The organism is Caproiciproducens sp. LBM24188, from assembly GCF_054130445.1.
On sequence record NZ_CP196862.1, the window covers coordinates 1,088,831 to 1,109,883 of the forward strand.

A 21,053-nucleotide genomic window follows, 5' to 3' on the forward strand; every position below is an offset into this window, starting at 1 on the left:
TTAGAGGTGGTTTCCGATGCGAAAAACAGACATCACCAAATACGCAGGCAAAAATTATAAAGACAGTGCCGCGGTCACACCGAAATCCCTTGGCAAAATCATTTTAAAAGCGTTCATGACGGTGTTAACCATATTTATCATTTCGGGCATAATCGTTTCCGTTTCGCTCATCAGCTTTATTTTAAGCATGAAAGATGAAACCATTAATTACGACCTGCACAAACTGCAGTTGAATTATACCAGTTTCATCTATGTAAATGGAGAGAACGACGACAGCGAACATCCGGTCAAGTACCAAAGCTTGTACACCTCGGAAAACAGGGTGTGGGTGGATTATGATAAAATTCCGCAGGGCATGAAGGACGCGATTGTAGCGATTGAGGACAAGCGTTTCTGGGATCACCATGGCGTGGACTGGTACCGGACGTTCGGCGCAGTTGCCAACCTTTTTTCCAGCGGCGGAAGCTATGGCGGATCGACCATTACTCAGCAGTTGATTAAAAATGTAACCGGTGACAGCGACGTCAGCCTGACCCGTAAGGTGAAAGAGATTTTCCGCGCTCTGAATCTGGAAAAATCGTATAGCAAAGAAGAAATTCTTACCGCTTATTTGAATGTTGTCAACTTCGGCAGCGGAACCAATGGGGTTCAGGCTGCAGCAAACCTGTATTTTGACAAAAACATTCAGGATTGCGACATAGCGGAATGCGCCGCGATTGCAGGGATTACGCAAAACCCGTCGAAATATTCCCCACTGGTGCATCCGGAACTGAACAAACAGCGCCAGCAGGTTGTGCTGAAGGAAATGGTGGACCAGGGGAAGATTACCAAGTCCCAGTACGATTCTGCCATGGCGGAATCCGAACATATGAAATTCGTCGGCAAGCAGGCTGCCAATCAGGTGAACAGTGTGCCAATCTGGAACTGGTATGTCGATACGCTGTTCAACGATGTGAAAAACGGTCTGATGGAAGCGTACAACTGCTCCAGTGAAAAAGCTGTGGATATGATTTACCATGACGGCCTGAAAATTTATGCCGCTATGGATACAAAGATGCAGACCATAGCAGAAAATACCCTGAAGGCCGATGACGTATTCGGTACCGATAAAAATTTACAGGCCGGATATATTGCTATGGATTATACAGGACGTGTTTTGGCAACCGTCGGTGCGCGGGGCGAAAAGAAGGGAAACCGCCTGTTGTCCTTTGCAACCGACACCAAAAGGCAGCCCGGTTCCACCATTAAGCCTTTGGCCACTTACAGCCAGGCGATTGAATCCGGAAAATATTACTACTCCTCAATTTTGAACGACACGCCGCTGGACAACTGGTTCAGCAACGGCAAGCCGGGCCCGAAAAACGCAGGGCCGGGAAATACCAGCGGCAAATACTGGGGTCCCGTGACCATGGAGTTTGCCCTGCAAAAATCTTTGAATGCGGCAGCGGCTCAGCTATGCAATACGATTACCCCGAATGTTTGCTTCAACTTTTTAAAAAATAAGCTGGAATTTACCAGCCTGGTTCCCGCGGACAACAACCGCGCGCCAATGGCCATCGGCGGTTTGAGCGAAGGTGTTACCGTGCGCGAAATGACGGCTGGCTTCCAGATGTTCGCGAACGGCGGAAAGTATTATCGGCCGTACACCTTTTATCATGTGGATGACCACGATGGAAACGTGATTCTGGACAACCGCAAGAACATTTCCAAGCAGGTCATCAGTTCCACCACGGCTTCCATTATGCACCGCCTGCTGAATACGGTTATTACCGGTGGTACCGGTACCCGGGCCGCCATCAGCGGATGGGAAGTCTTCGGCAAAACCGGTACGACCAACGACGACAAGGACAGTTGGTTTATCGGCGGCACCCCTTATGCCGTGGCAGGAATTTGGACCGGTTATAAAACGCCGGCGCATTTGGCGAAAACGACCTATGCAGCGACCATATGGAAATCCATTATGTCGGAATATTTAAAAAATAAGCCAAAGAAAACTTTTACCTATGATCCCAATGTTATTTCGGCCAGTTATTGTACGATTACCGGTCTGCGGGCGAATTCTGCCGACCAGAATGTAAAAACCGGTTGGTATGACAAGAACAATATGCCGCCGGTTTGCAGCGGCGTGCACCCCGGAGAAAGTTCCGCGGTAACGTCCGTTTCCTCTGCTTCCAGCGAATTGGGTTCGCTGGGGGATTCCAGCGGGCTGGAATCCGATATTTCCAGCACGGAAAGCTTGCCGGAGTCTCAAATTAATTCGGAAAGAAGCACCCCCGAAGATTTGCCTACCGGTAGCACACCGCCCGGAAAAGTCCAGCGGGAAACGCCCGGAAAACCCCAGCATGAAGCACCCGGGCATGCCGTATCCCCCCAGAACTGAACCTTGTTAATTAAAAAACATCAGCTGTTTTGGATGGAGCCTGAAATGGACGCGGCGAAGAATCAAAAAATCAAACGATAGAAAACTGGAATGCAGACACCTTCAGGTATCTGCATTCTTTGTAAAATTCAGTTGAATGTTGCACTGAAACGTGGTAAACTGTTAAAGTGCATAACGCTTTATTTGTATTTTGATGAATATGAGTAGAATGAATAAGAGGTGCGTCATATGGTAGAAATAGCCGTGATGGGTTACGGTGTTGTTGGTTCCGGCGTTGTAGAAGTTCTGACCAACCATACCGAAAGTATTGCGAAACGGGCCAAGGAAGAAATTCGAATTAAATACATTCTGGACTTGAAGGACTTCCCTGGAAGTCCGTTTGCAGATAGATTCACCAAATCATTCGATACAATTCTTCAGGATCCTGACGTTAAAATTGTGGTTGAAGTAATGGGCGGTTTGAATCCGTCTTTTGATTATGTAAAACGGTGCCTGGAGTCTGGCAAAAGCGTGGTTACCTCCAATAAGGAACTGGTTGCGGCCAAGGGCGCCGAGCTTTTAAAAATCGCACAGAAAAACAACTTGAACTTTTTATTCGAGGCAAGTGTGGGCGGCGGCATCCCGATTATCCGGCCGATCAGCCAGTGCCTTGCCGCGAACGATGTGATTGAAATTGCGGGTATCCTAAACGGCACGACGAACTTTATTCTGACCAAAATGATCCGCGATAAAATGGATTTTGCCGACGCGCTTGCGCTTGCGCAGAAGCTCGGTTATGCGGAACGCAATCCTGCTGCGGATGTGGAAGGCTACGACGCCTGCCGCAAAATCTGCATTCTGGCTTCCCTTGCTTATGGCAGGCACGTTTATCCGGAACAGGTGCACACGGAAGGCATAACCGGCATCACCCTTGCAGATGTGGAATATGCTTCCGCCTGGGGCGGCGTGGTAAAGCTGATCGGCCAGGTGAAAATGATGGAAAGCGGTCGGCTTCAAATGGTCGTCTGCCCGATGTTTCTTTCCCGCGAAAGCCAGCTTGCCACCGTGGACGATGTGTTTAACGGCATTATGGTGCGCGGGGATTCCACCGGCGACGTTGTATTTTACGGCAAGGGCGCAGGAAAGCTGCCCACCGCCAGCGCTGTGGTGGCAGATGTTATCGACTGCGTCAAGCATTTTAAGGCGAGAAAGTATCTGTATTGGGACGACGGTGCTCCCGATTATGTGGAGGATTACCGCCTCGACACCATGGCAATGTTCGTCCGCGCAAAAGCCGCGCAGGAGGAAGAGGGTTATAAAACCGCTCGGAAAATATTCGGTGAAATTACCCGCCTGAACCGAAAGAACCCGGAGCAAGGGGAGTTTGCCTTTGTGACCGGTTCTATGAAGGGGCAGGAACTGGAAGAAAAACTTGCCCGCCTGGAGGCGGAAGGCATTACCATCGGCAATGCCATTCGCATCGGCGATCTTTAAATCTATATTATAGGATGTTGATACTATGATTCGAATCCAAGTGCCGGCAACCAGCGCGAACCTTGGTTCCGGCTTTGACTCGCTCGGCATTGCGCTGAACCTGTACAATCAGGTATGGATGGAAGAGTCTGATACCATCGATATTTCCACAAAGGATGACGTAGTTGTGCCAACCGACGAAAGCAACCTGATTTTCTGGGCGGCACGGCAGGTTTATGAACAGTGCGGGCGGAAGCTTCCTGGGCTGAAAATCGTTCAGCTGAACAACATCCCCATGGCGCGCGGTCTCGGCAGCAGCTCGGCGTGCATTGTCGCGGGGATTCTCGGTGCAAATCGTCTGCTTGGCAGCCCGCTTTCCCAGCAGGATTTAATTAACCTGGCGGCGCAGATTGAAGGCCATCCGGACAATACCACCCCGGCGATTGAAGGCGGCCTTGCCGCTTCTGCGATTGAAGCGGGCCGTGTTTACAGCGTCAGTGTACCGGTTTCCGATAAAATCCGGTTTGTTTTATTTATTCCTCCGTTTGAACTGAAAACAGAAAAAGCGCGTTCCGTCCTTCCGGATCAATATTCCAGAAGCGACGCGGTTTACAATCTTTCGCGTTCTGCGCTGATGGCGGCTTCGCTGTTTTCTGGCAAGCTGGAAAACCTGAGGGTTGCGGTGCAGGATAAAATCCATCAGCCGTACCGCGCGGGCCTAATTGATCATTTGGACAGCGTGTTCCGCCTGAGTTATGAACTGGGTTCCCTTGGCACTTATGTCAGCGGTGCGGGCCCGACCATCATTTCGATGATCGATGCCGACAATACCGAAAATTTCAGCAAATACGCGGCTGCCCATCTGGAGGAAAAAGGAATTACCGGCTGGCAGATAAAGGTGCTTAGCACAGATTCCAAAGGGGCGCAGATTGCGATCGAATAACTTATCAAAGATTTGGGGGACAGAACCTTATGAGCCTGATTGTGCAGAAGTTTGGCGGCAGTTCCGTTGCGAACGCCGAGCGTATTTTTAATGTTGCGGACATTATTACGAAAACCTATGAAGCGGGCAATGATGTGGTTGTCGTCGTTTCCGCTCAGGGCGATACCACCGACGATTTGATTGCAAAAGCGCACGAAATCAACGCCAGCCCGTCTAAACGGGAAATGGATATGCTGTTAACCGCAGGGGAGCAGATGTCCGCATCTTTGTTGGCAATGGCCATTGAAAAGCTGGGATATCCCGTTGTTTCCCTGCTTGGCTGGCAGGCCGGTTTCTACACCAGCTCCGCGTACGGGAGCGCGCGGATTAAGCGTGTGTCGCCGGAACGGATTCAAAAGGAACTGGATAAGAAAAACATTGTAATTGTGACGGGCTTTCAGGGAATTAACCGTTATAACGATATGACCACCCTGGGGCGCGGTGGTTCAGACACCAGTGCGGTCGCCATTGCGGCGGTCATGAACGCCGACCTATGCCAGATTTATACCGATGTGGAGGGCGTGTTTACCGCCGACCCGCGCAAGGTGAAAAACGCGCGGAAACTGGATGTTATTTCTTATGATGAGATGCTTGAGCTTGCTTCCCTTGGCGCCCAGGTGCTGAACAACCGCTCGGTTGAAATGGCGAAGAAGTACGGCATTGAGCTTGAGGTTCTTTCTAGCATGACCAGAAAACCCGGAACAATTGTTAAGGAGGCTAAAAAAATGGAAAAAATGCTGATTAGCGGAATCGCGAAGGACGAAGATGTTGCCCGCGTGTCAATTATTGGGGTCCCCGATCGTCCGGGCCTTGCCTTTAAAATTTTCTCCAAGCTTTCCGCAAAAAATATTAACGTTGATATTATTCTTCAATCGGTTGGCCGGAACGGAACCAAGGATATCAGCTTTACCATTAGTCAGGCAAACCTGAAAGAAGCCATCGAAATTCTGAATCCTTATGTGGAGCTAATCGGCGCAACCAGCGTGGTTTACGATGAAAACGTGGCGAAGGTCTCCATTGTGGGCGCCGGCATGGAAACACATCCCGGCATTGCGGCCCAGATGTTTGAGGCCCTGTTTGAAGCCGATATCAACATTCAGATGATTGCTACCAGTGAAATCAAGATTTCCGTCCTGATTGACCGTGACAGCGCGGACAAGGCAGTTGCCGCGGTTCATGACAAGTTCTTCAGCGCGGGTCCGGACGTATAATCGTCGAATTGAAAAACGGTGCCGCTGCACCCGAACTTTAGAAAGAGAGCGCTGCAAAATGAGTTTTCCCTCATTTTGCAGCGCTTTTTGCGACTAGACTGCCTTTTAGGAAGCAGAAGAGTCCGGCAGGTCGTATTCCAGAGAGGGGATTTTCAGCCAGAGCTGCCAACCGCGGCCTTTCAGTTTGGTCTGTACCACCCCGCGCTGGGAAGACATCGCTTCAATTACCTCGCCGTTTCCTATGTAAACGCCGATATGCCCGTTCATCCATACGGCAAGCCCGGGAATTTCCGGAATGGACTGGATTTCTCCTTTTTCCTGCGCTGCCTGCGCCATGCCATTGGCGTTTAAATCCGGCATACCGTTGGAACGGTATTCGTATCCGCCGGAAGCGGGGTCGAACCAGCCGTAGCCCTTAATCAGTCCGACGCAGTCCGTAACCCTGCCGCCCATCCAGTTTTTCCGCGTAAACTCTAGGTAAGGAGCTACTTCGTCAGGGTATTTTTCACGGCAGTAGTCCAGCAGGCCCGGGTCCAAAATCTGCCCGAAGGTTCCGTAAAGATAACCCCATTTGCAGTCCCGCGCGTTTTCCGCGTATTTTACTAAATCAAGATTATTTTTGACTTTTGGATTGTGAAACGCAATCTGCATGTCGATGCGACGGGGGGAGGGATGCTCGGCTGTTCCGTGCTGGTATATCAGATAGCAGAATAGAATCAGCAGGAAGACCAGAAAGAGAGAAATCCAAGAGATTTGTCTAACGCGGCGGGCGCTGAGCGGTAAAATGAGTAGCCGCCTTTTTCCTATTCTTTTCACTTTCATAGCTTTCATCTCCGTTCCGTCATATATACGCAAAAATACCGCCGATAATCGCATCGGCGGTATTGGTCAAATATTCCGGATGAAAACTCGGCACGTTAAATGCGCCGGACCCGGCAAAATTCTGGAAAGAAGTTTTCTTGCTGATAACGGAAAACAGGGAGCCCAGCTTTTTCCACAGATTCTTCGTGTTTTTCGCTTTCTTCTACGGAATTCTCTTCCTTGGAATTTGATTCCATGGAATTCGATTCCGTGGAATTCTCTTCCTTGGAACCTTCTTCTGCAGAGTATGCTTTTTCCGTCATCCAGAACGGGAGTGGATTTTCACCCGGATCGGAACAATTGAATACTTTCAACTGAAAAACCTCCATTCCGCATAGTGGGCGATTTGTTCCATAATATGCGAAACAGGAAATAAGGTTACCCTACTGCGCTTTTTCTGCTGCAGAAAAGATGAACCACCGTCCATTAGTACGTTCTAGGTGGAAGCGGCTGAATCGGCGGCCTTGGCGGCCTGGGGGGCCTCGGCGGAACCGGCGGTCTGGGGGGTCTGGGCGGAGGAGGTGCAGGCGGCCCGGGCCGATGGTTCCATATGGGGCGCCACTGCCACCATCGGGGAATTATAACAGGCATTTTCATTCCTCCTTCCCTGCATAATATGCCGGATGAAAGAAATGAGTTTATCCAGCACAAAATTTTGTGGAAAGGTTTTCTTTTTCGAAAAAATACAGTCAAAAAAATCCCTACCGGCATAATCTGCATCGGGAGGGATTTTTCATGGATTATCAAGTTCAAGTTGAAAATCATGTAATTGAACGCGAAATGTATTATAAGGATACGATGGTTCTGCGGTACAAAATCAATTTCCCGCAGTTTCGCTCCTCACATTTCGTAACGGGAATCACACGGATTAATGCGTATTGTAGGAGGAAGGCCGTACAATACCAACGGTACTTAGAGCGTGATTTGTATGCAATGGCGGTCAGGGAATATGAGTATTCCATGGCAAACGGGTTCCCGGTCCGAGCGTTTGAAGCACAGCTGGATTATACTGTTACTTATTCCAGAAACTGCGGGCTGAGCCTGTATTTCGACCGCTATCAGTTTACCGGCGGGGCACATGGTTCCACCATCCGTGATTCGCGCACCTGGAACATTCGAACGGGCCGCAGAATTTTCCTGCGTGAACTGTTCCCTTATTCCGTGGATTACCAGGAATACCTGATTCAGACCATAAACCGGCAGATTGCGGGGCAAATTGCGTCGGGCAATAATATCTATTTTGAAAACTATGAGCAGCTGACCGCAAAAACATTCCAGCCGGAAAGCTTTTACCTTACTCCGGACGGACTTGCGATTTATTATCAGCAGTATGATATTGCCCCTTATTCCAGCGGAATTCCGGTTTTCATCATCAACTATGAGGAAGGCCGCGTTGTGCTGCCGACCTGCGGCCGTTGAATTTTTTCATGCTTTTTTCGGCTGTGTTTCTTGTTCCTTCTTTCGGCGGAAGAGCCGTATGGCCGTCGTCACAACTCCTACCAGGCAGATGCTTCCGGATACGATATAGGCAAGGTGCATTCCATAGATGAACACATCACTGCGTCCTTCCACGTAACTGGTCACATGCCTGCCGATTTTTGCGCTCATACCGCCATATAAAACAGAGGTGGAGGTAGCGATTCCCACGACCATGCCGATGTTTCGTATCAGCGCGTTTACACTTCCGCCGATGCCAAGCTCTTCGGGCGGAAGCATGGACATAACGAGGGAGTTGTTCGGCGACTGGAACAGGCCGTTGCCCAGTGACATAATGGCAATAAACAGGATCAGCATCCAGTAAACCGGGGAGGCGTTCAGAAAGACCACCAGGTAAAGACCGGCGCTTGTCAGCGAAAGGCCAATCAGCGTCAGAATTTCAGAACCGATCCGGTCGGAAACGTATCCGCTGATCGGTGCAACCAGAGCCAGTACCACCGGATAAATCGTCATATAAAGTCCAGCTTGTCCGGGGCTCATGCCCAGGGCGTTCTGCAGATAAAACGGCAGAATGATGTTGGAACATGAGATGGCGACAAAAGAAGTAAAAGCGCAGAATATGCTGACGGAAAACCATTTGTTCCGGAAAATATCCAAATCCAGCAGAGGTGCGCTGACTTTACGCTCCACATATAGGAAAACCGCAAAAGCTATTACGGATACGGCAAAGCAGATTAGAATCAGCGGGGCACCATAGCCGATGGTCTGGCCGTATTCCAGGCCGATAAACAGCGGGGTAATGGTCAGCGTGAAAAGAATCTCGCCCCATACGTCCAGCTTTTCTTTTTGTGTTGTTTCATCCTTGTCGGAAAATTTCAGATTCAGAAGATATGCAATCAAACCGATCGGTACGTTCACCCAGAACAGGTATTCCCAACTGGCGAAGGAAATAATAAATCCGCCGAGAGAAGGTCCCACCATGGTGCCGAGGGCTACGAATGAGCCGTTAATGCCCAGTGCACGCCCGCGTTCTTCCGCGGGAAAAGTTCGGGTAATAATGCCTTGGCTGTTCGCCATGGTTGCGGCGGCCCCAATGGCCTGTACCACCCGCGCGGCCAGAAGTGTTGGGAGGGTGTGGGTAACGCCGCATAGAAAAGAACCCACAGTAAAAATAATCAGGCCGATGCGAAAAATTTTTTGCTGCCCTTTCAGGTCGCCCAGCCTGCCAAACAGAAGAATAAAAATGGTAATTGCAATCAGATAGGCACTGACGACCCAAGCAATCAGCCCGGTGCTTACGTGAAGAGAAGTTGCCATAACGGGTAATGCGACATTTACAATACTGCTGTCCAGTGTGGACATGAAGGTGGATATGGCGGTGATGACCAGCACCATCCACCTGCGGCGATCATAAGTTGTTTGTTTTTCTTCCACTATTTTTGATTCATTCCTTTGCGTTCGGCGTTGCCTGCTATTTTTTTCAGCAGTTCAACCGCCATATCTTTTTCATTTTCAGACAGCCCGTCCGTAATTTGCTCAATCCAATTGGAGATTTCTTCCCGCACAGCGGGAAGGCAGGCGTGCGCTTTTTCCGTCAAATAGAGCCGGAATGCGCGGGAATCTTCCTGATCGGGTATTTTGGTGATAAAGCCAAGTTCTGCCAGCTTTTGAACGGTACGGGTAGACATGGCTTTGTCCACACCAAGCGTTCTGCTGATCTGTTCCAAACTGATGCCTTCCTGCTTTTCCAGCTCAAAAAGATAGGAATAGCCTCCGCTGCTCAGTTGATATTTCCTTAATACTATATCCAAATATGTCTGAGTTTTTCTCATAATTTTGCCGCAATACTTAATCAGGTACCTTTTTTCATCCATGTGCCGTCCTCGCTTTTCCAAAAATTGACGAGCTGAATTATTTTATCTTGAATTAGTTGACTTGTCAACTAATTAATGTGAAAAAATTGTTTTTCTTGGAGAATTAACAAGAATTTCATAACTTAAGCAGAAAAAGAAGTTATAATAATATAAAAATGCTTCGGTTCCGTTTAGATTGACCAATTTTCGAAGTACCGCCCAAAATGCGGACAGGCATCGGACACGTACAAGTCCGGTGTCACTTGAAAAATTCCACCCATTTATTCTGGACGGATTTCTTTATGATAGGATAACGAACGTAATGAAAACGAATTAACGCATAGAAACGGAGAATCTGTGAGATGAATTACAACGAAAACAATCCTTCCACCGAAAAAAAACCAAAACACCCGCAGTTCTTGCGCTTGATGGCGCTGTTGCTCTGCTGTATTGGCGCGGCGGCATTTTACTGGGTTGCGGTCACTTCTAATAAAATACCAGCGGTTTCTACGGCATCTTCCTCCACTTCTTCTATGCCGGTTTCTTCTGCCGTGGTTTCTTCTGCTGTGGTTACTTCTTCGCCGGCATCTTCGTCCGCACCCTCTTCTTCTGCCGCCGCATCCTCCAATGTGAGTAAGCCGGAGGAAGTTCTGGTGGACCTGAAAGCGGCGGACAAGCCTTTGTGGGTTAAGGTGAGCATCCCGGAGCAGCGGGTTTTCGTTTATGATGCCTCCGACCGTATGGTTAAGAATTTCATTTGTTCCACCGGATTGGAGGGCTCGGATACCCCGACCGGTACCTTTACGGTTTCGGATCGAGGAAAGTCCTTTTTCAGCCCGCAGTATCAAGAGGGCGCGTATTACTGGACCCGTTTTAAGGGCTCGTTCTTGTTCCATAGTATCCCCTTTGACAAGAACGAAAAAATAGAGCCGGAGGAAGCCGACAAGCTGGGTACCAAGGCTTCGCACGGATGTGTCCGGCTTGCGATTGAGGATGCAAAATGGATTTATGACAATGTGCCGAGGGGTACCAAGGTCGTTATTGAGTAAATTACATAACATGAAAAATACCTGCGGGCCGCGTTCTGGCCTGCAGGTATTTTTTCATATGACGGTCGGCGAACCTTTTCCGCCATTACTTTTCCGAGCCTTTCGCGGTGGTGTATTTCCAGTCACAGATTCCGCCCATGGTGCTCACGTCGGTGTAACCCAGCTCCGTAAGGCGGGAACAAGCCGCGGCGGCACGGGCGCCGCTTCGGCAATACACAATGATGTCTCGGTCTTTTTCGGGGGCGAGCGCGGATATTTTCGACTCCAGCTCGTTCAGCGGCAGCAGAACGCTGCCCGGTATGTGCACCGCTTCGTATTCCTCTTTTGTCCGGACGTCCAGCAGAAGCGGACTGCCGGAAATCAGTCTCTGTCTTGCTTCTTCATGAGTGATGGTGCGATATGTCTTTTTATGAAACAGTACTTGAAACATACGATCCCCTTTTTTCGTCTTTTGATTGTTTTGTTTTAGTATAACCGGAACGGAAAACGGATTCAGTAACTTGGTCACCGAAAGAAGTATGATAATCCGCCCGCACCTGGGAAAACTGAACATCAGGTGTTCTTGCATTCGGCGGTACCGCGTGCTATAGTTACCATATGATTGGAAATTAAAGGAAATATGGATGAAATCATGGAATCATCCAATTTTTATTGGAACGATCAAGAAAGAAGGGACTTTTATGGATTTTCTTGCAACGATGATGGAACGGGCCAGGAGTTTCAAAAAAACCATTGTGTTACCGGAAAGCGGAGACCCCCGCACGCTTGAGGCTGCGGAGGAAATCTTAAAGCAGCAAATCGCGGACTTGATTCTGGTTGGTGACGAGGAGGAAATTCATCGCTTGGGCGGGAACCGGGATTTGTCCGGCGCAAAAATCGTGAATCCCCGAACCGCACCGCAGCGGGAAGAATACTGCAAAATGTTCTACGAGCTTCGCAAAGCGAAGGGAGTTACTATGGAACAGGCAGAACAAATCATGCAGGACAACGTTTTCTGGGCTGTTATGATGGTGAAAAATGGGGAGGCGGACGGAATGGTTTCCGGCGCGGCGCACTCTACGGCGGATACCGTCCGGCCTGCACTGCAGATCATCCGTACTGCGCCGGACGCCAAAATTGCATCCAGCTTTTTCATCATGTCCGTTCCAAACTGCGAATATGGCAACAACGGCGTTTTTGTTTTTGCGGACTGCGGCTTGAACCGCAACCCCACTGCAGAAGAACTAGCAGAAATCGCGATTGCCTCCGCAAAATCCTATCAAAGCCTGGTACAGGATGAACCGCGTGTGGCCATGCTTTCCTTCTCATCTTACGGGAGCGGGAAAGACCCGATTGTGGATAAGGTGATTGAGGCAACCCGGCTGGCAAAGGAAAAAGCGCCGCAGCTTCAGCTGGACGGCGAACTTCAGGCCGACGCCGCGCTGGTGCCCGAAATTGGGCGGTCCAAGGCGAAGGGGAGCACAGTCGCAGGCCGTGCAAACGTATTGATTTTCCCGGACTTAAACTGCGGGAATATTGCCTATAAGCTTGTGGAGCGGCTTGGAAAAGCCACTGCGTTCGGCCCGATTCTGCAGGGAATCGCAAAACCGGTTAACGACCTTTCCCGCGGTTGTTCCGCAAAGGATATTGTGGGAGTGGTTGCCATTACCGCCGTTCAGGCGCAGAACGCCTGATTTTGGTTCTGTAAATCGAAAAGTCCGCCCTTTTCACGGGACGGGCTTTTTTGCTTACAGGAATAAACGTTCCCAGGAAAACATATATTGCTTAGAACGGGATAGTATGTTGTACGGTTTAGGGGGTTCTGCCGGTATCGGCTGAAAAACGCGCACGGCGCGCTAAATGCCTTTGACCGTAATTGATTTCAATAAGGGAAAGGTGTGATCCGCATGGTGATTCATGTCGTACAGCCTGGGGACAGCATTTATACCATCGCGACGCGCTATGGCGTGCCAATGCAGAAGGTGATCAGCGATAACAGGCTGGAAAATCCGGAACAGTTGGTGGTTGGGCAGACAATTGTCATCAGCGCCGATATTGTGCCGCACACGGTTGCTGCGGGGGAATCGCTGTACAGCATCGCGCGGGATTACCGCGTTACGGTTTCCGGCTTGCTTCGTTTGAATCCGGAAATCAGCGACCCGTCCCGCATTCAGGCCGGGCAGGTCATTCAGGTACCGGCGGCGGTTCCAAAGCTGGGCACGATAGACGTGAACGGTTATGCATTTCCGAACATTTCGTCCGCCACGCTGCAGGACACCCTTCCAAACCTTAGTTTCATCAGCCTGTTCAGCTATCAGGTACGCCCGGACGGAAGCCTGAATCCAATTGACGATTCCTCCATTATCCAGGCTGCAAGGGCGCGGAATGTTGGGCCTTTCATGGTGATTACCAACATTAAGGAAGGTGGAAGTTTCGACAGCGAACTTGCCCATACCATCCTAATCAGCGACCAGCTGCAAAACACCTTGCTGGATAATGTCATCGCCGTGCTGAGAAAAGGCTATTACGGGCTGGATATCGATTTTGAATATTTGTACCCCCGCGACCGGGAAAATTATAACCGGTTTATCCGGAAAGTAGTGGATCGTCTGCATCCCCTTGGGTACAAAGTTACAACGGCGCTTGCACCAAAAACCAGCGCCGGGCAGGTTGGGCTGCTTTACGAAGCGCACGATTACGCGGCGCATGGAGCGACCGTTGACCATGTGATTCTAATGACCTATGAATGGGGATATACCTATAGTCCACCCCGTGCCGTCGCGCCGATTAATCTGGTGGAGCAGGTCATCCGGTACGCCGTTACGGTGATTCCGAGTCAGAAAATCCTGATGGGTATTCCCAATTACGGTTATAACTGGACCTTGCCCTATGTGCGGGGTTCTGCAGCAAGGGCGATTTCCCATACGGCGGCGGTGGCACTGGCGGCGCGGGTAAGAGCGCGGATTGAGTACGACACAACGGCGCAGTCGCCGTATTTTCGCTATTACGATGAAAACCGGAGGCAGCACGAAGTCTGGTTTGAGGATGCACGCAGCATTCAGGCAAAGCTGGAGCTGGTTCAAAAATATAATTTGGGCGGGGTCAGCTACTGGACCATTAACAGCTTTTTCCCGCAGAATTGGCTGGTGTTGGATTCCATGTACAATGTGCGCAAACCATTGTAAATTACCCCGGCAAACTGAACAGCCGCGAAGGGAACACTGCTCCCTTCGCGGCTGTTTTATTATATGCAGTTATACAGTGCCGACGAAAGTAAAAACGGAATGAGCCAAACCGAAAAACGGGTAAGTCCGAATTAAAATAGCGGAATACGGGCTTTGCGCAGTGCTCAGCCGGATCATTTGAAACACGCACCATCCAACCCCGCCAATCAGGGCCAGCAGCACGAGCACCAGAAAAACCTGAAGCGCCGTTCCTTTTTTCGTCTTCATTGTTACCGCCGCCTTCGATCTGCCGCCGCAGGGCGGCGGAATAAAATCAGCGGTAGTATTTCCCAAAAGGGGTATGTTATTCAGAAATGATTTATTTTTTCTTTTCGGCTTCCTTAACGTACTTGCAGAAACTGTTCATCACACAGGCTTCGCATTTCGGGCTGCGTGCGGTGCAAACAGCGCGCCCATGCAGCACCAGCCGGTGGCAGAACGCGTTCGATTCTTCCATGGGCAGCACAGTGCGGAGTTGCATTTCGACTTTATAAGGGTCCTTGCCTTCGCTGAGCCCCACTCTCCCGCAGATGCGGATGCAGTGGGTATCGGTTACAACCGCAGGTTTGTGGTAAATGTCCCCAACCACCAGGTTGGCTGTTTTCCGTCCAACCCCCGGCAGTTTGGTCAGTTCCTCTATCGTATCCGGCACCACGCCGTTGTAGTCGGATTTTAATTTTATGCACATCGCGTGAATGTCACGCGCTTTGGTTTTATAGAGTCCGCAGGTGCGAATCAGCGTTTCAATCTCTTCTACCGTACCTTCCACAAAAGCATCCAGAGTCGGAAAGCGCTCAAACAGGGCGGGGGTCACCAGGTTGACGCGCGCGTCGGTGCACTGCGCGGAAAGCCGCGTTGCAATCAGCAGCTGGAGCGGATTGGTGTAGGTCAGCGAACAAAGAGCATCCGGATATTCTTTTTTTAACGCTTCCACCGCCAGTGCGGCGCGTTGTTTCTTTGTCATTGCCTTTCCTCCGAGTTTCTATTTACAAATAAGACCTTACGGATATTATCATAGCGCAAACCGTCGGAAACTACAAGTTGACAAGCTCCGCGGGATTCTTTATGATTATTCTAATGGTTTGGGCTGCAAACCTGAAAAATGGGCCTCTGCACTGCTTTTCGGTTGGAATGAACGGATAAAGCGGTAGAAAGTTGGAAAATACATGAATAGATTTCAACTAAAAATTTTTGCGGTTGTGACCATGCTGATTGACCACATTGGCGCGGTCCTTTTTCCCGGCGTGATTTTCCTGCGCATCATCGGCCGGCTGTCGTTTCCGGTTTTTGCGTATCTTCTGACCGAAGGACTGCTTCATACCTCCAATATACGGAAATATTTCGGCCGGCTTTTTCTGTTTGCACTGGTTTCGGAAATCCCGTTTGACCTAGCATTTCATTCTTCCGTATTTTACCCGAACAGCCAGAATATTTTTTTCACTCTCTTTTTCGGCTTGGCGGCAATCGCCCTGCTGCAGAAGATTTCCCCCGTTCAGCCGGTCGGTGCCGCGATGGGTGCCGTCTCACTGGCGTTGATTGCGGAGCTGCTGCACACGGATTACGGCTGGTACGGCGTGGCGGTTGTGGTGCTCTTTTACCTTGGGCGGAAGTACCCGACCAAGGGGCTTGTGCTGTTTTCGCTTTTGACGGTAGGCTATGGCTTGGCATTTAGTCCGTTGGAGAGTTACGCGGTTTTGGCGGGAATTCCTATCTTTTTATACAGCGGATTTCGGGGAAAATGGAACTGGAAATACTTCTTTTATGTTTTTTACCCTGCACACCTTCTTTTACTGTATTGGATTCACACAGTTGCCATTTAAATTGTTGAAGTGTATAATATACGTATTACGTTAAAGGGAAAGGAATTGAAAAAATGTACAGTGACATGATGGACACAATTGGCTTTGTATCTAAGCTGGACCCCGCGCTGGGCGCGGCTATGAACGACGAACTGAAGCGCCAGCGCTCCAACCTGGAATTGATTGCTTCGGAAAATCTGGTATCCCCTGCGGTGATGGCCGCCATGGGAAGCGTCCTCACCAATAAATATGCCGAAGGTTACCCGGGAAAACGGTATTACGGAGGCTGCCAATATGTGGATGTGGTGGAAGAGTTAGCCCGAAACCGCGCCTGCGAGTTGTTCGGTGCGGAGCACGCGAACGTTCAGCCCCATTCGGGCGCACAGGCCAATTTGGCGGTCTATTTTGCCCTGCTGAACCCCGGTGATACGGTTATGGGCATGAACCTTGCGGAGGGCGGCCACCTGACGCACGGTTCCCCGGTGAACATGTCGGGCAAATATTTCAATTTCATTCCCTATGGTGTGGATCCCGAAACCGGACGCATCGATTATGAAAAGCTGTATGAAACGGCGATGAAAGAAAAGCCGAAAATGATTGTGGCGGGCGCAAGCGCCTATCCGCGTATTATTGATTTCAAAAAGTTCCGTGAAATCTGCGACGCCTGCGGCGCGTACCTGATGGTGGACATGGCGCACATTGCCGGTCTGGTCGCGGCGGGCGAGCACCCCAACCCGGTGGAATGGGCGGACGTGGTGACCACCACTACGCACAAAACGCTGCGCGGCCCGCGCGGCGGCATGATTCTTTGCCGTGAAGAGTACGCCAAGGCGATTGACAAGGCAATTTTCCCCGGAACACAGGGCGGCCCGCTGATGCACGTCATCGCGGGCAAGGCGGTCTGCCTTGGGGAAGCGCTGAAGCCAGAGTTCAAGGAATACGGCCATCGGGTGGTGAAAAACGCCGCTGCCCTGGCGCAGGGCCTTGTAAAACGCGGTGTGAAGCTGGTTTCCGGCGGCACGGACAACCACCTGATGATGGTGGACCTCAGCGGAATGGAACTGACCGGTAAAGAACTGGAGCACCGTTTGGATGCGGTGAATATTACGGCCAATAAAAATACGGTGCCGAACGAACAGCGCAGTCCGTTTATTACCAGCGGCCTGCGGCTTGGCACCCCTGCGGTGACCACACGCGGTCTGAACGAGGACGATATGGACGTGATTGCGGAATGCATCAGCCTTGCGATTCATGACTTTGAATCGAACGAAGAAAAAATCCGTTTGATGGTCAAAGGAATCTGCGACCGGTATCCGTTATACGAATAATTTGGCCGGCTGGCCTTTACTTGGAAGCCCTGCGAAAGGATGGAAAATCCTTCTGCGGGGCTTCCTTTTCTCTTGTATCTTTCCGGTACTTGTGCTATGATTAGATTTACGAAAAACATACGTTCCGACTGGTCTTGGGAGGAAAGTGCGGCAGAAAGGGTGGATTATCGTGAAGAAAAGTACTCTGTTTTTACTGTGCAGCACCATGTTGATTCTTGGCACCGTGCTTGGCTTTTTGTTGGCTCCCATCAAAAAAGGGGTTTATATCGGCAACAATAACGGAAACACCAACTGCGGTGCCCCGAAGGACGCTGATAAAATCGATTCTGGCGACGAGGAAGACATGCCCTTTTAACAGTTGGGTTTACGGTTGGAGAACGGAAGGAGGAATTTCATGACGGCACCGCTGGCGGACCGGCTGCGCCCACAGACGCTGGACGAAATTGTCGGGCAGCGCCATCTTTTGGGGCCCGGCAAGGCGCTGCGCCGAATTATCGAATCGGGGGAAATTCCAAACATGGTTTTTTACGGCCCCTCGGGTATCGGTAAAACCACGCTTGCTTCCATTATTGCGCGCAAGACCAACCGGAGCCTGTGCAAGCTGAACGGCACAACGGCCAGCACTTCAGATATTCGCGATGTAGTTGGCCGTTTGGATACGCTGGCTGCCCCGAACGGAATTCTGCTGTACTTGGACGAGATTCAGTATTTCAATAAAAAGCAGCAGCAGACACTGCTGGAATTCATAGAAAACGGGCAGATTACTCTGATTGCGTCCACGACGGAAAATCCGTATTTTTACGTGTACAATGCGATTCTCAGCCGTTCCACGGTGTTTGAATTCAAACCGGTGGAAAAAGAAGATATTATTCCAGCGGTCAACCGGGCGTTCCGCTTTTTGGAACAGGAGCAAAACCTGGAAATCCACCCGGAAGAGGGCGTTGCGGAGTGGATTGCAACGGCCTGCGGCGGGGATGTGCGTAAGGCCATGAACGCCGTGGAACTGAGCGTGCTTTCCGGCGAAATCCGGGACGGCGTCTGCCATGTTTCACTGGAACATGCGCGCGAGCTTACCCAGCGCAGCGCCCTGCGCTACGACCGCGCGGACGACGAGCATTACGACATCCTTTCCGCGTTCCAAAAATCCATGCGCGGTTCCGACCCCGATGCGGCGGTACATTATCTGGCGCGCCTTCTGGAGGCGGGCGACCTGCCCTCCGCCTGCCGCAGGCTGATGGTATGCGCCTGCGAGGATGTGGGCCTTGCTTACCCCATGATTATCCCCATTGTAAAGGCCGCGGTTGACGCCGCGCTTCAGGTCGGCTTGCCGGAAGCCCGAATTCCACTTGCGGACGCAGTAATTCTGGTGAGCATCGCACCCAAATCGAACACCGGCCACGACGCCATCAACGCGGCGATCGCGGACGTGCAGCGGGGGCGGATCGGCAGCATCCCCCGCCATTTGCAAAATAAGCATTACGACGGTGCGGACAATGCGCATAAGGGCCAGTTCTACAAGTATCCGCACGACTACCCCAACCGCTGGGTGGAACAGCAGTATTTACCGGACGAACTGAAGGACGTTCATTATTATCAATACGGCCAGAATAAAAACGAACAGGCCTATAAGGAATATTGGAGCAGAATTAAGGGAAACCGCGGGCAAAATTCCTGAATTATATTGAAAATAAGGTTATTTTTTAGGATATCAACACAATACAATATACAAAGTAATAGAAAGACCGGGCGCAAAAGTTTTGCATTTTCCCACTGAGTATTCAGGCGGAAATTCGGTTGAGCCGAACCGTCAAGACTTTCGGGCTCTGCGAAAGGATGGTTATAATTATGAAGGATGAAGTGCTGTTTAGTCTATCCTATGGCATGTATGCAATTGGTGTAAAGGACGAGCAGAAAATCTCGGCCTGCATCGTGAATACCGTCTTTCAGGTCACGAACAATCCGAACCGGATTGCCGTCAGTATGAGCCATGACAATTACAGCTATGACTGCATTATGAAAACCGGCATGTTTACGGTTTCTGTCCTGTCGGAGGATACCTCCGGCGCGGTAATTGGTGCCCTTGGTTTTTCTTCCGGTCGGAACACCGATAAGCTGGCGAACGTTCGTCATAAGGTTCTGGCGGAGGGCCTGCCGGTCATTACGGAAAACTGCTGCTGCTGGCTGCTCTGCAAAGTGACCGATCGTTTGGAAACACCCACCCATACAGTGTTTATTGCCGAAGTGACCGCGGGCAGCGACAAGTCCGTGGGTACCCCTATGACTTATGACTATTACCATAAGGTAATAAAGGGCAAGGCCCCGAAAAATGCACCCACGTATCAGGCAAAGCAGCCGGTCGGTGATGGCGACAGCACAGAAAGTTGGATTTGCACAGTGTGCGGATATGTTTACAATGACCCTGATGTGCCGTTTGAGGATTTGCCCGATGACTGGGTGTGCCCGATCTGCGGGATGCCGAAGTCCGCTTTTAAGCGGCAGTAATCGGGCGCGGCCCGTTCCTTATATACAGAAGTGCTGCAAAATGATTTCCCATTCATTTTGCAGCACTTCTTTGTTTCGTGTCTTTTTCACCGAATACTTCCAGAAAACATTTCGCAGCGGAGGAGAGGTAACGGTCCCCGCGCCAAATTGCCACAACCCGGCTGGTCATGTTCGTGTCTGCAATTACCCTGCAGACTCCATCGGCATAAGAGCGCATGGACTGTGGAACGATGGCGATTCCAAGGCCTGCGTTTGCCCACATGAGGGACGTACGTGCGTCGTCGTTTAGGCAGTAAACGTTAGGCCGGAACCCGGCGGCCTTGCAGGCTGCAAGAATCATTTTTTCAAACCGTCGGTACAGAATCAGCGGCTTTTCCGCCAAATCCTTCAGGAAGACGGATTCCCCCGGTAGACCGGAAAAATAGCGGGCGTTTCCGGCCGCGATCATCGGTTCGCTTTCCAGTTCGATATGATTGGTTTTTTCCGCGTAAAACGGGGTGCGTGCCACGGCAACCTCAATATCCCCGGAGGCCAGAAGGTCAATCAGCTGAAAGGTGTTTCCTTCCCGGATTTCAAACCGGACACCCGGGTAAGCTTTGGCGTATTCGGTGACCCGCCACCCCAGAAGCGCGGGCCCAGAGGAAGAGGTGGTTCCCAGCCGCAGCGTGCCGTTGGGCTTTTCGGCCAGATCCTCCAGCTCCCTTACCGTGGTGTCAGCCAGTTCCAACAGGCTGTGGGCACGGCGGTACAGGATGGCTCCCGCATCCGTCAGCCGCACCTGCCGTGCCCCGCGTTCCACCAGCTTTTGCCCAAGCTCGTTTTCCAGCAGCTTCAGCTGGTGGCTGAGCGGTGGCTGGGAAATATGCAGTTTTTTTGCGGCGGCACTAATGCTGCCCTCTTCCACAATGGCGGCAAAATAAGCCAGCTGTTTTAAGTCCATAACAATTCCTTTCTGTTAATGTGCGCCGATCAAATACAAAGTGCTGGAATCGGTGG

General features: G+C 50.7%; 21 protein-coding genes. 13 read left to right on the top strand and 8 right to left on the bottom strand.

The genetic code is table 11. From position 1 onward, the window contains the following. The first annotated feature begins 16 nt into the window (after positions 1-16). The 4 genes from ACSVDI_RS05245 to ACSVDI_RS05260 all read left to right on the top strand — a co-directional run bounded on the left by ACSVDI_RS05245 (position 17) and on the right by ACSVDI_RS05260 (position 6,025). A complete protein-coding gene (locus ACSVDI_RS05245) occupies positions 17-2,380 on the top strand; it encodes a transglycosylase domain-containing protein (protein ID WP_457945273.1) in 2,364 nt (787 codons plus the stop codon). A gap of 228 nt (positions 2,381-2,608) precedes the next feature. Then, complete coding sequence (locus tag ACSVDI_RS05250) at positions 2,609-3,853, top strand: homoserine dehydrogenase (RefSeq protein WP_457945274.1); 1,245 nt, start codon at positions 2,609-2,611, stop codon at positions 3,851-3,853. A gap of 25 nt (positions 3,854-3,878) precedes the next feature. After that, a complete protein-coding gene (thrB, locus tag ACSVDI_RS05255; protein ID WP_457945275.1) occupies positions 3,879-4,775 on the top strand; it encodes a homoserine kinase in 897 nt (298 codons plus the stop codon). Positions 4,776-4,804: 29 nt separating this feature from the next. Then, positions 4,805-6,025 (top strand): aspartate kinase, encoded by a 1,221-nt coding sequence (locus tag ACSVDI_RS05260; protein ID WP_457945276.1) that lies wholly within the window; start codon positions 4,805-4,807, stop codon positions 6,023-6,025. 105 nt (positions 6,026-6,130) lie between these two features. On the opposite strand, the gene ACSVDI_RS05265 is transcribed toward ACSVDI_RS05260, so the two are convergent. Both ACSVDI_RS05265 and ACSVDI_RS05270 read right to left on the bottom strand, forming a co-directional pair. Next, positions 6,131-6,847 (bottom strand): hypothetical protein, encoded by a 717-nt coding sequence (locus ACSVDI_RS05265; RefSeq protein ID WP_457945277.1) that lies wholly within the window; start codon positions 6,845-6,847, stop codon positions 6,131-6,133. Positions 6,848-6,942: 95 nt separating this feature from the next. Next, positions 6,943-7,200 carry a hypothetical protein gene (locus ACSVDI_RS05270; RefSeq protein ID WP_457945278.1) on the bottom strand — a complete coding sequence of 86 codons (258 nt, stop codon included), beginning with the start codon at positions 7,198-7,200 and terminating at the stop codon, positions 6,943-6,945. Between the two features lie 421 nt (positions 7,201-7,621). Between ACSVDI_RS05270 and ACSVDI_RS05275 the strand changes: the two genes are divergently transcribed. Beyond that, entirely contained in the window at positions 7,622-8,305 is a 684-nt protein-coding gene (locus tag ACSVDI_RS05275; protein ID WP_457945279.1) for a DUF3298 and DUF4163 domain-containing protein, read from the top strand. 6 nt (positions 8,306-8,311) lie between these two features. Here ACSVDI_RS05275 and ACSVDI_RS05280 read toward each other — a convergent pair whose 3' ends face one another. Then, complete coding sequence (locus tag ACSVDI_RS05280; protein WP_457945280.1) at positions 8,312-9,757, bottom strand: MFS transporter; 1,446 nt, start codon at positions 9,755-9,757, stop codon at positions 8,312-8,314. Continuing rightward, positions 9,757-10,197, bottom strand: a complete 441-nt coding sequence (locus tag ACSVDI_RS05285) for a MarR family winged helix-turn-helix transcriptional regulator (RefSeq protein ID WP_457945281.1) — start codon at positions 10,195-10,197, stop codon at positions 9,757-9,759. Before ACSVDI_RS05285 ends, ACSVDI_RS05280 begins: the two co-directional genes overlap by 1 nt. 341 nt (positions 10,198-10,538) lie before the next feature. Here ACSVDI_RS05285 and ACSVDI_RS05290 point away from each other — a divergent pair, with 341 nt between their 5' ends. Beyond that, on the top strand, positions 10,539-11,225 hold the full coding sequence (locus ACSVDI_RS05290; protein WP_457945282.1) for a L,D-transpeptidase: 687 nt from the start codon (positions 10,539-10,541) through the stop codon (positions 11,223-11,225). 85 nt (positions 11,226-11,310) lie between these two features. Here the strand turns inward: ACSVDI_RS05290 and ACSVDI_RS05295 are convergent, their stop codons facing one another. Then, complete coding sequence (locus tag ACSVDI_RS05295; protein ID WP_457945283.1) at positions 11,311-11,655, bottom strand: rhodanese-like domain-containing protein; 345 nt, start codon at positions 11,653-11,655, stop codon at positions 11,311-11,313. A 250-nt stretch (positions 11,656-11,905) separates the two neighbouring features. On the opposite strand from ACSVDI_RS05295, the gene pta reads away from it, so the two are divergent. Then, positions 11,906-12,898 carry a phosphate acetyltransferase gene (gene pta / locus ACSVDI_RS05300; protein WP_457945284.1) on the top strand — a complete coding sequence of 331 codons (993 nt, stop codon included), beginning with the start codon at positions 11,906-11,908 and terminating at the stop codon, positions 12,896-12,898. 213 nt (positions 12,899-13,111) lie between these two features. After that, positions 13,112-14,389, top strand: a complete 1,278-nt coding sequence (locus ACSVDI_RS05305; RefSeq protein ID WP_457945285.1) for a LysM peptidoglycan-binding domain-containing protein — start codon at positions 13,112-13,114, stop codon at positions 14,387-14,389. Positions 14,390-14,458: 69 nt separating this feature from the next. Here the strand turns inward: ACSVDI_RS05305 and ACSVDI_RS05310 are convergent, their stop codons facing one another. Both ACSVDI_RS05310 and nth read right to left on the bottom strand, forming a co-directional pair. Continuing rightward, positions 14,459-14,656: a hypothetical protein gene (locus tag ACSVDI_RS05310; RefSeq protein WP_457945286.1), complete on the bottom strand. Its 198-nt coding sequence runs from the start codon at positions 14,654-14,656 to the stop codon at positions 14,459-14,461. 91 nt (positions 14,657-14,747) lie between these two features. After that, positions 14,748-15,392 (bottom strand): endonuclease III, encoded by a 645-nt coding sequence (gene nth / locus ACSVDI_RS05315; RefSeq protein ID WP_457945287.1) that lies wholly within the window; start codon positions 15,390-15,392, stop codon positions 14,748-14,750. Between the two features lie 202 nt (positions 15,393-15,594). On the opposite strand from nth, the gene ACSVDI_RS05320 reads away from it, so the two are divergent. From ACSVDI_RS05320 to ACSVDI_RS05340, 5 genes are all read left to right on the top strand, one after another. Continuing rightward, the gene (locus ACSVDI_RS05320) at positions 15,595-16,248 is read left to right on the top strand and encodes a TraX family protein (RefSeq protein ID WP_457945288.1); all 654 of its coding nucleotides are present in this window, start codon (positions 15,595-15,597) and stop codon (positions 16,246-16,248) included. Positions 16,249-16,301: 53 nt separating this feature from the next. Next, complete coding sequence (locus tag ACSVDI_RS05325; RefSeq protein ID WP_457945289.1) at positions 16,302-17,555, top strand: serine hydroxymethyltransferase; 1,254 nt, start codon at positions 16,302-16,304, stop codon at positions 17,553-17,555. Between the two features lie 169 nt (positions 17,556-17,724). Next, positions 17,725-17,910, top strand: a complete 186-nt coding sequence (locus ACSVDI_RS05330) for a hypothetical protein (RefSeq protein ID WP_457945290.1) — start codon at positions 17,725-17,727, stop codon at positions 17,908-17,910. Between the two features lie 39 nt (positions 17,911-17,949). Beyond that, complete coding sequence (locus ACSVDI_RS05335; RefSeq protein WP_457945291.1) at positions 17,950-19,230, top strand: replication-associated recombination protein A; 1,281 nt, start codon at positions 17,950-17,952, stop codon at positions 19,228-19,230. A gap of 170 nt (positions 19,231-19,400) precedes the next feature. Then, the gene (locus tag ACSVDI_RS05340; protein ID WP_457945292.1) at positions 19,401-20,057 is read left to right on the top strand and encodes a flavin reductase; all 657 of its coding nucleotides are present in this window, start codon (positions 19,401-19,403) and stop codon (positions 20,055-20,057) included. Between the two features lie 52 nt (positions 20,058-20,109). Here ACSVDI_RS05340 and ACSVDI_RS05345 read toward each other — a convergent pair whose 3' ends face one another. After that, complete coding sequence (locus ACSVDI_RS05345; RefSeq protein WP_457945293.1) at positions 20,110-20,997, bottom strand: LysR family transcriptional regulator; 888 nt, start codon at positions 20,995-20,997, stop codon at positions 20,110-20,112. Between the last annotated feature and the right edge of the window lie 56 nt (positions 20,998-21,053).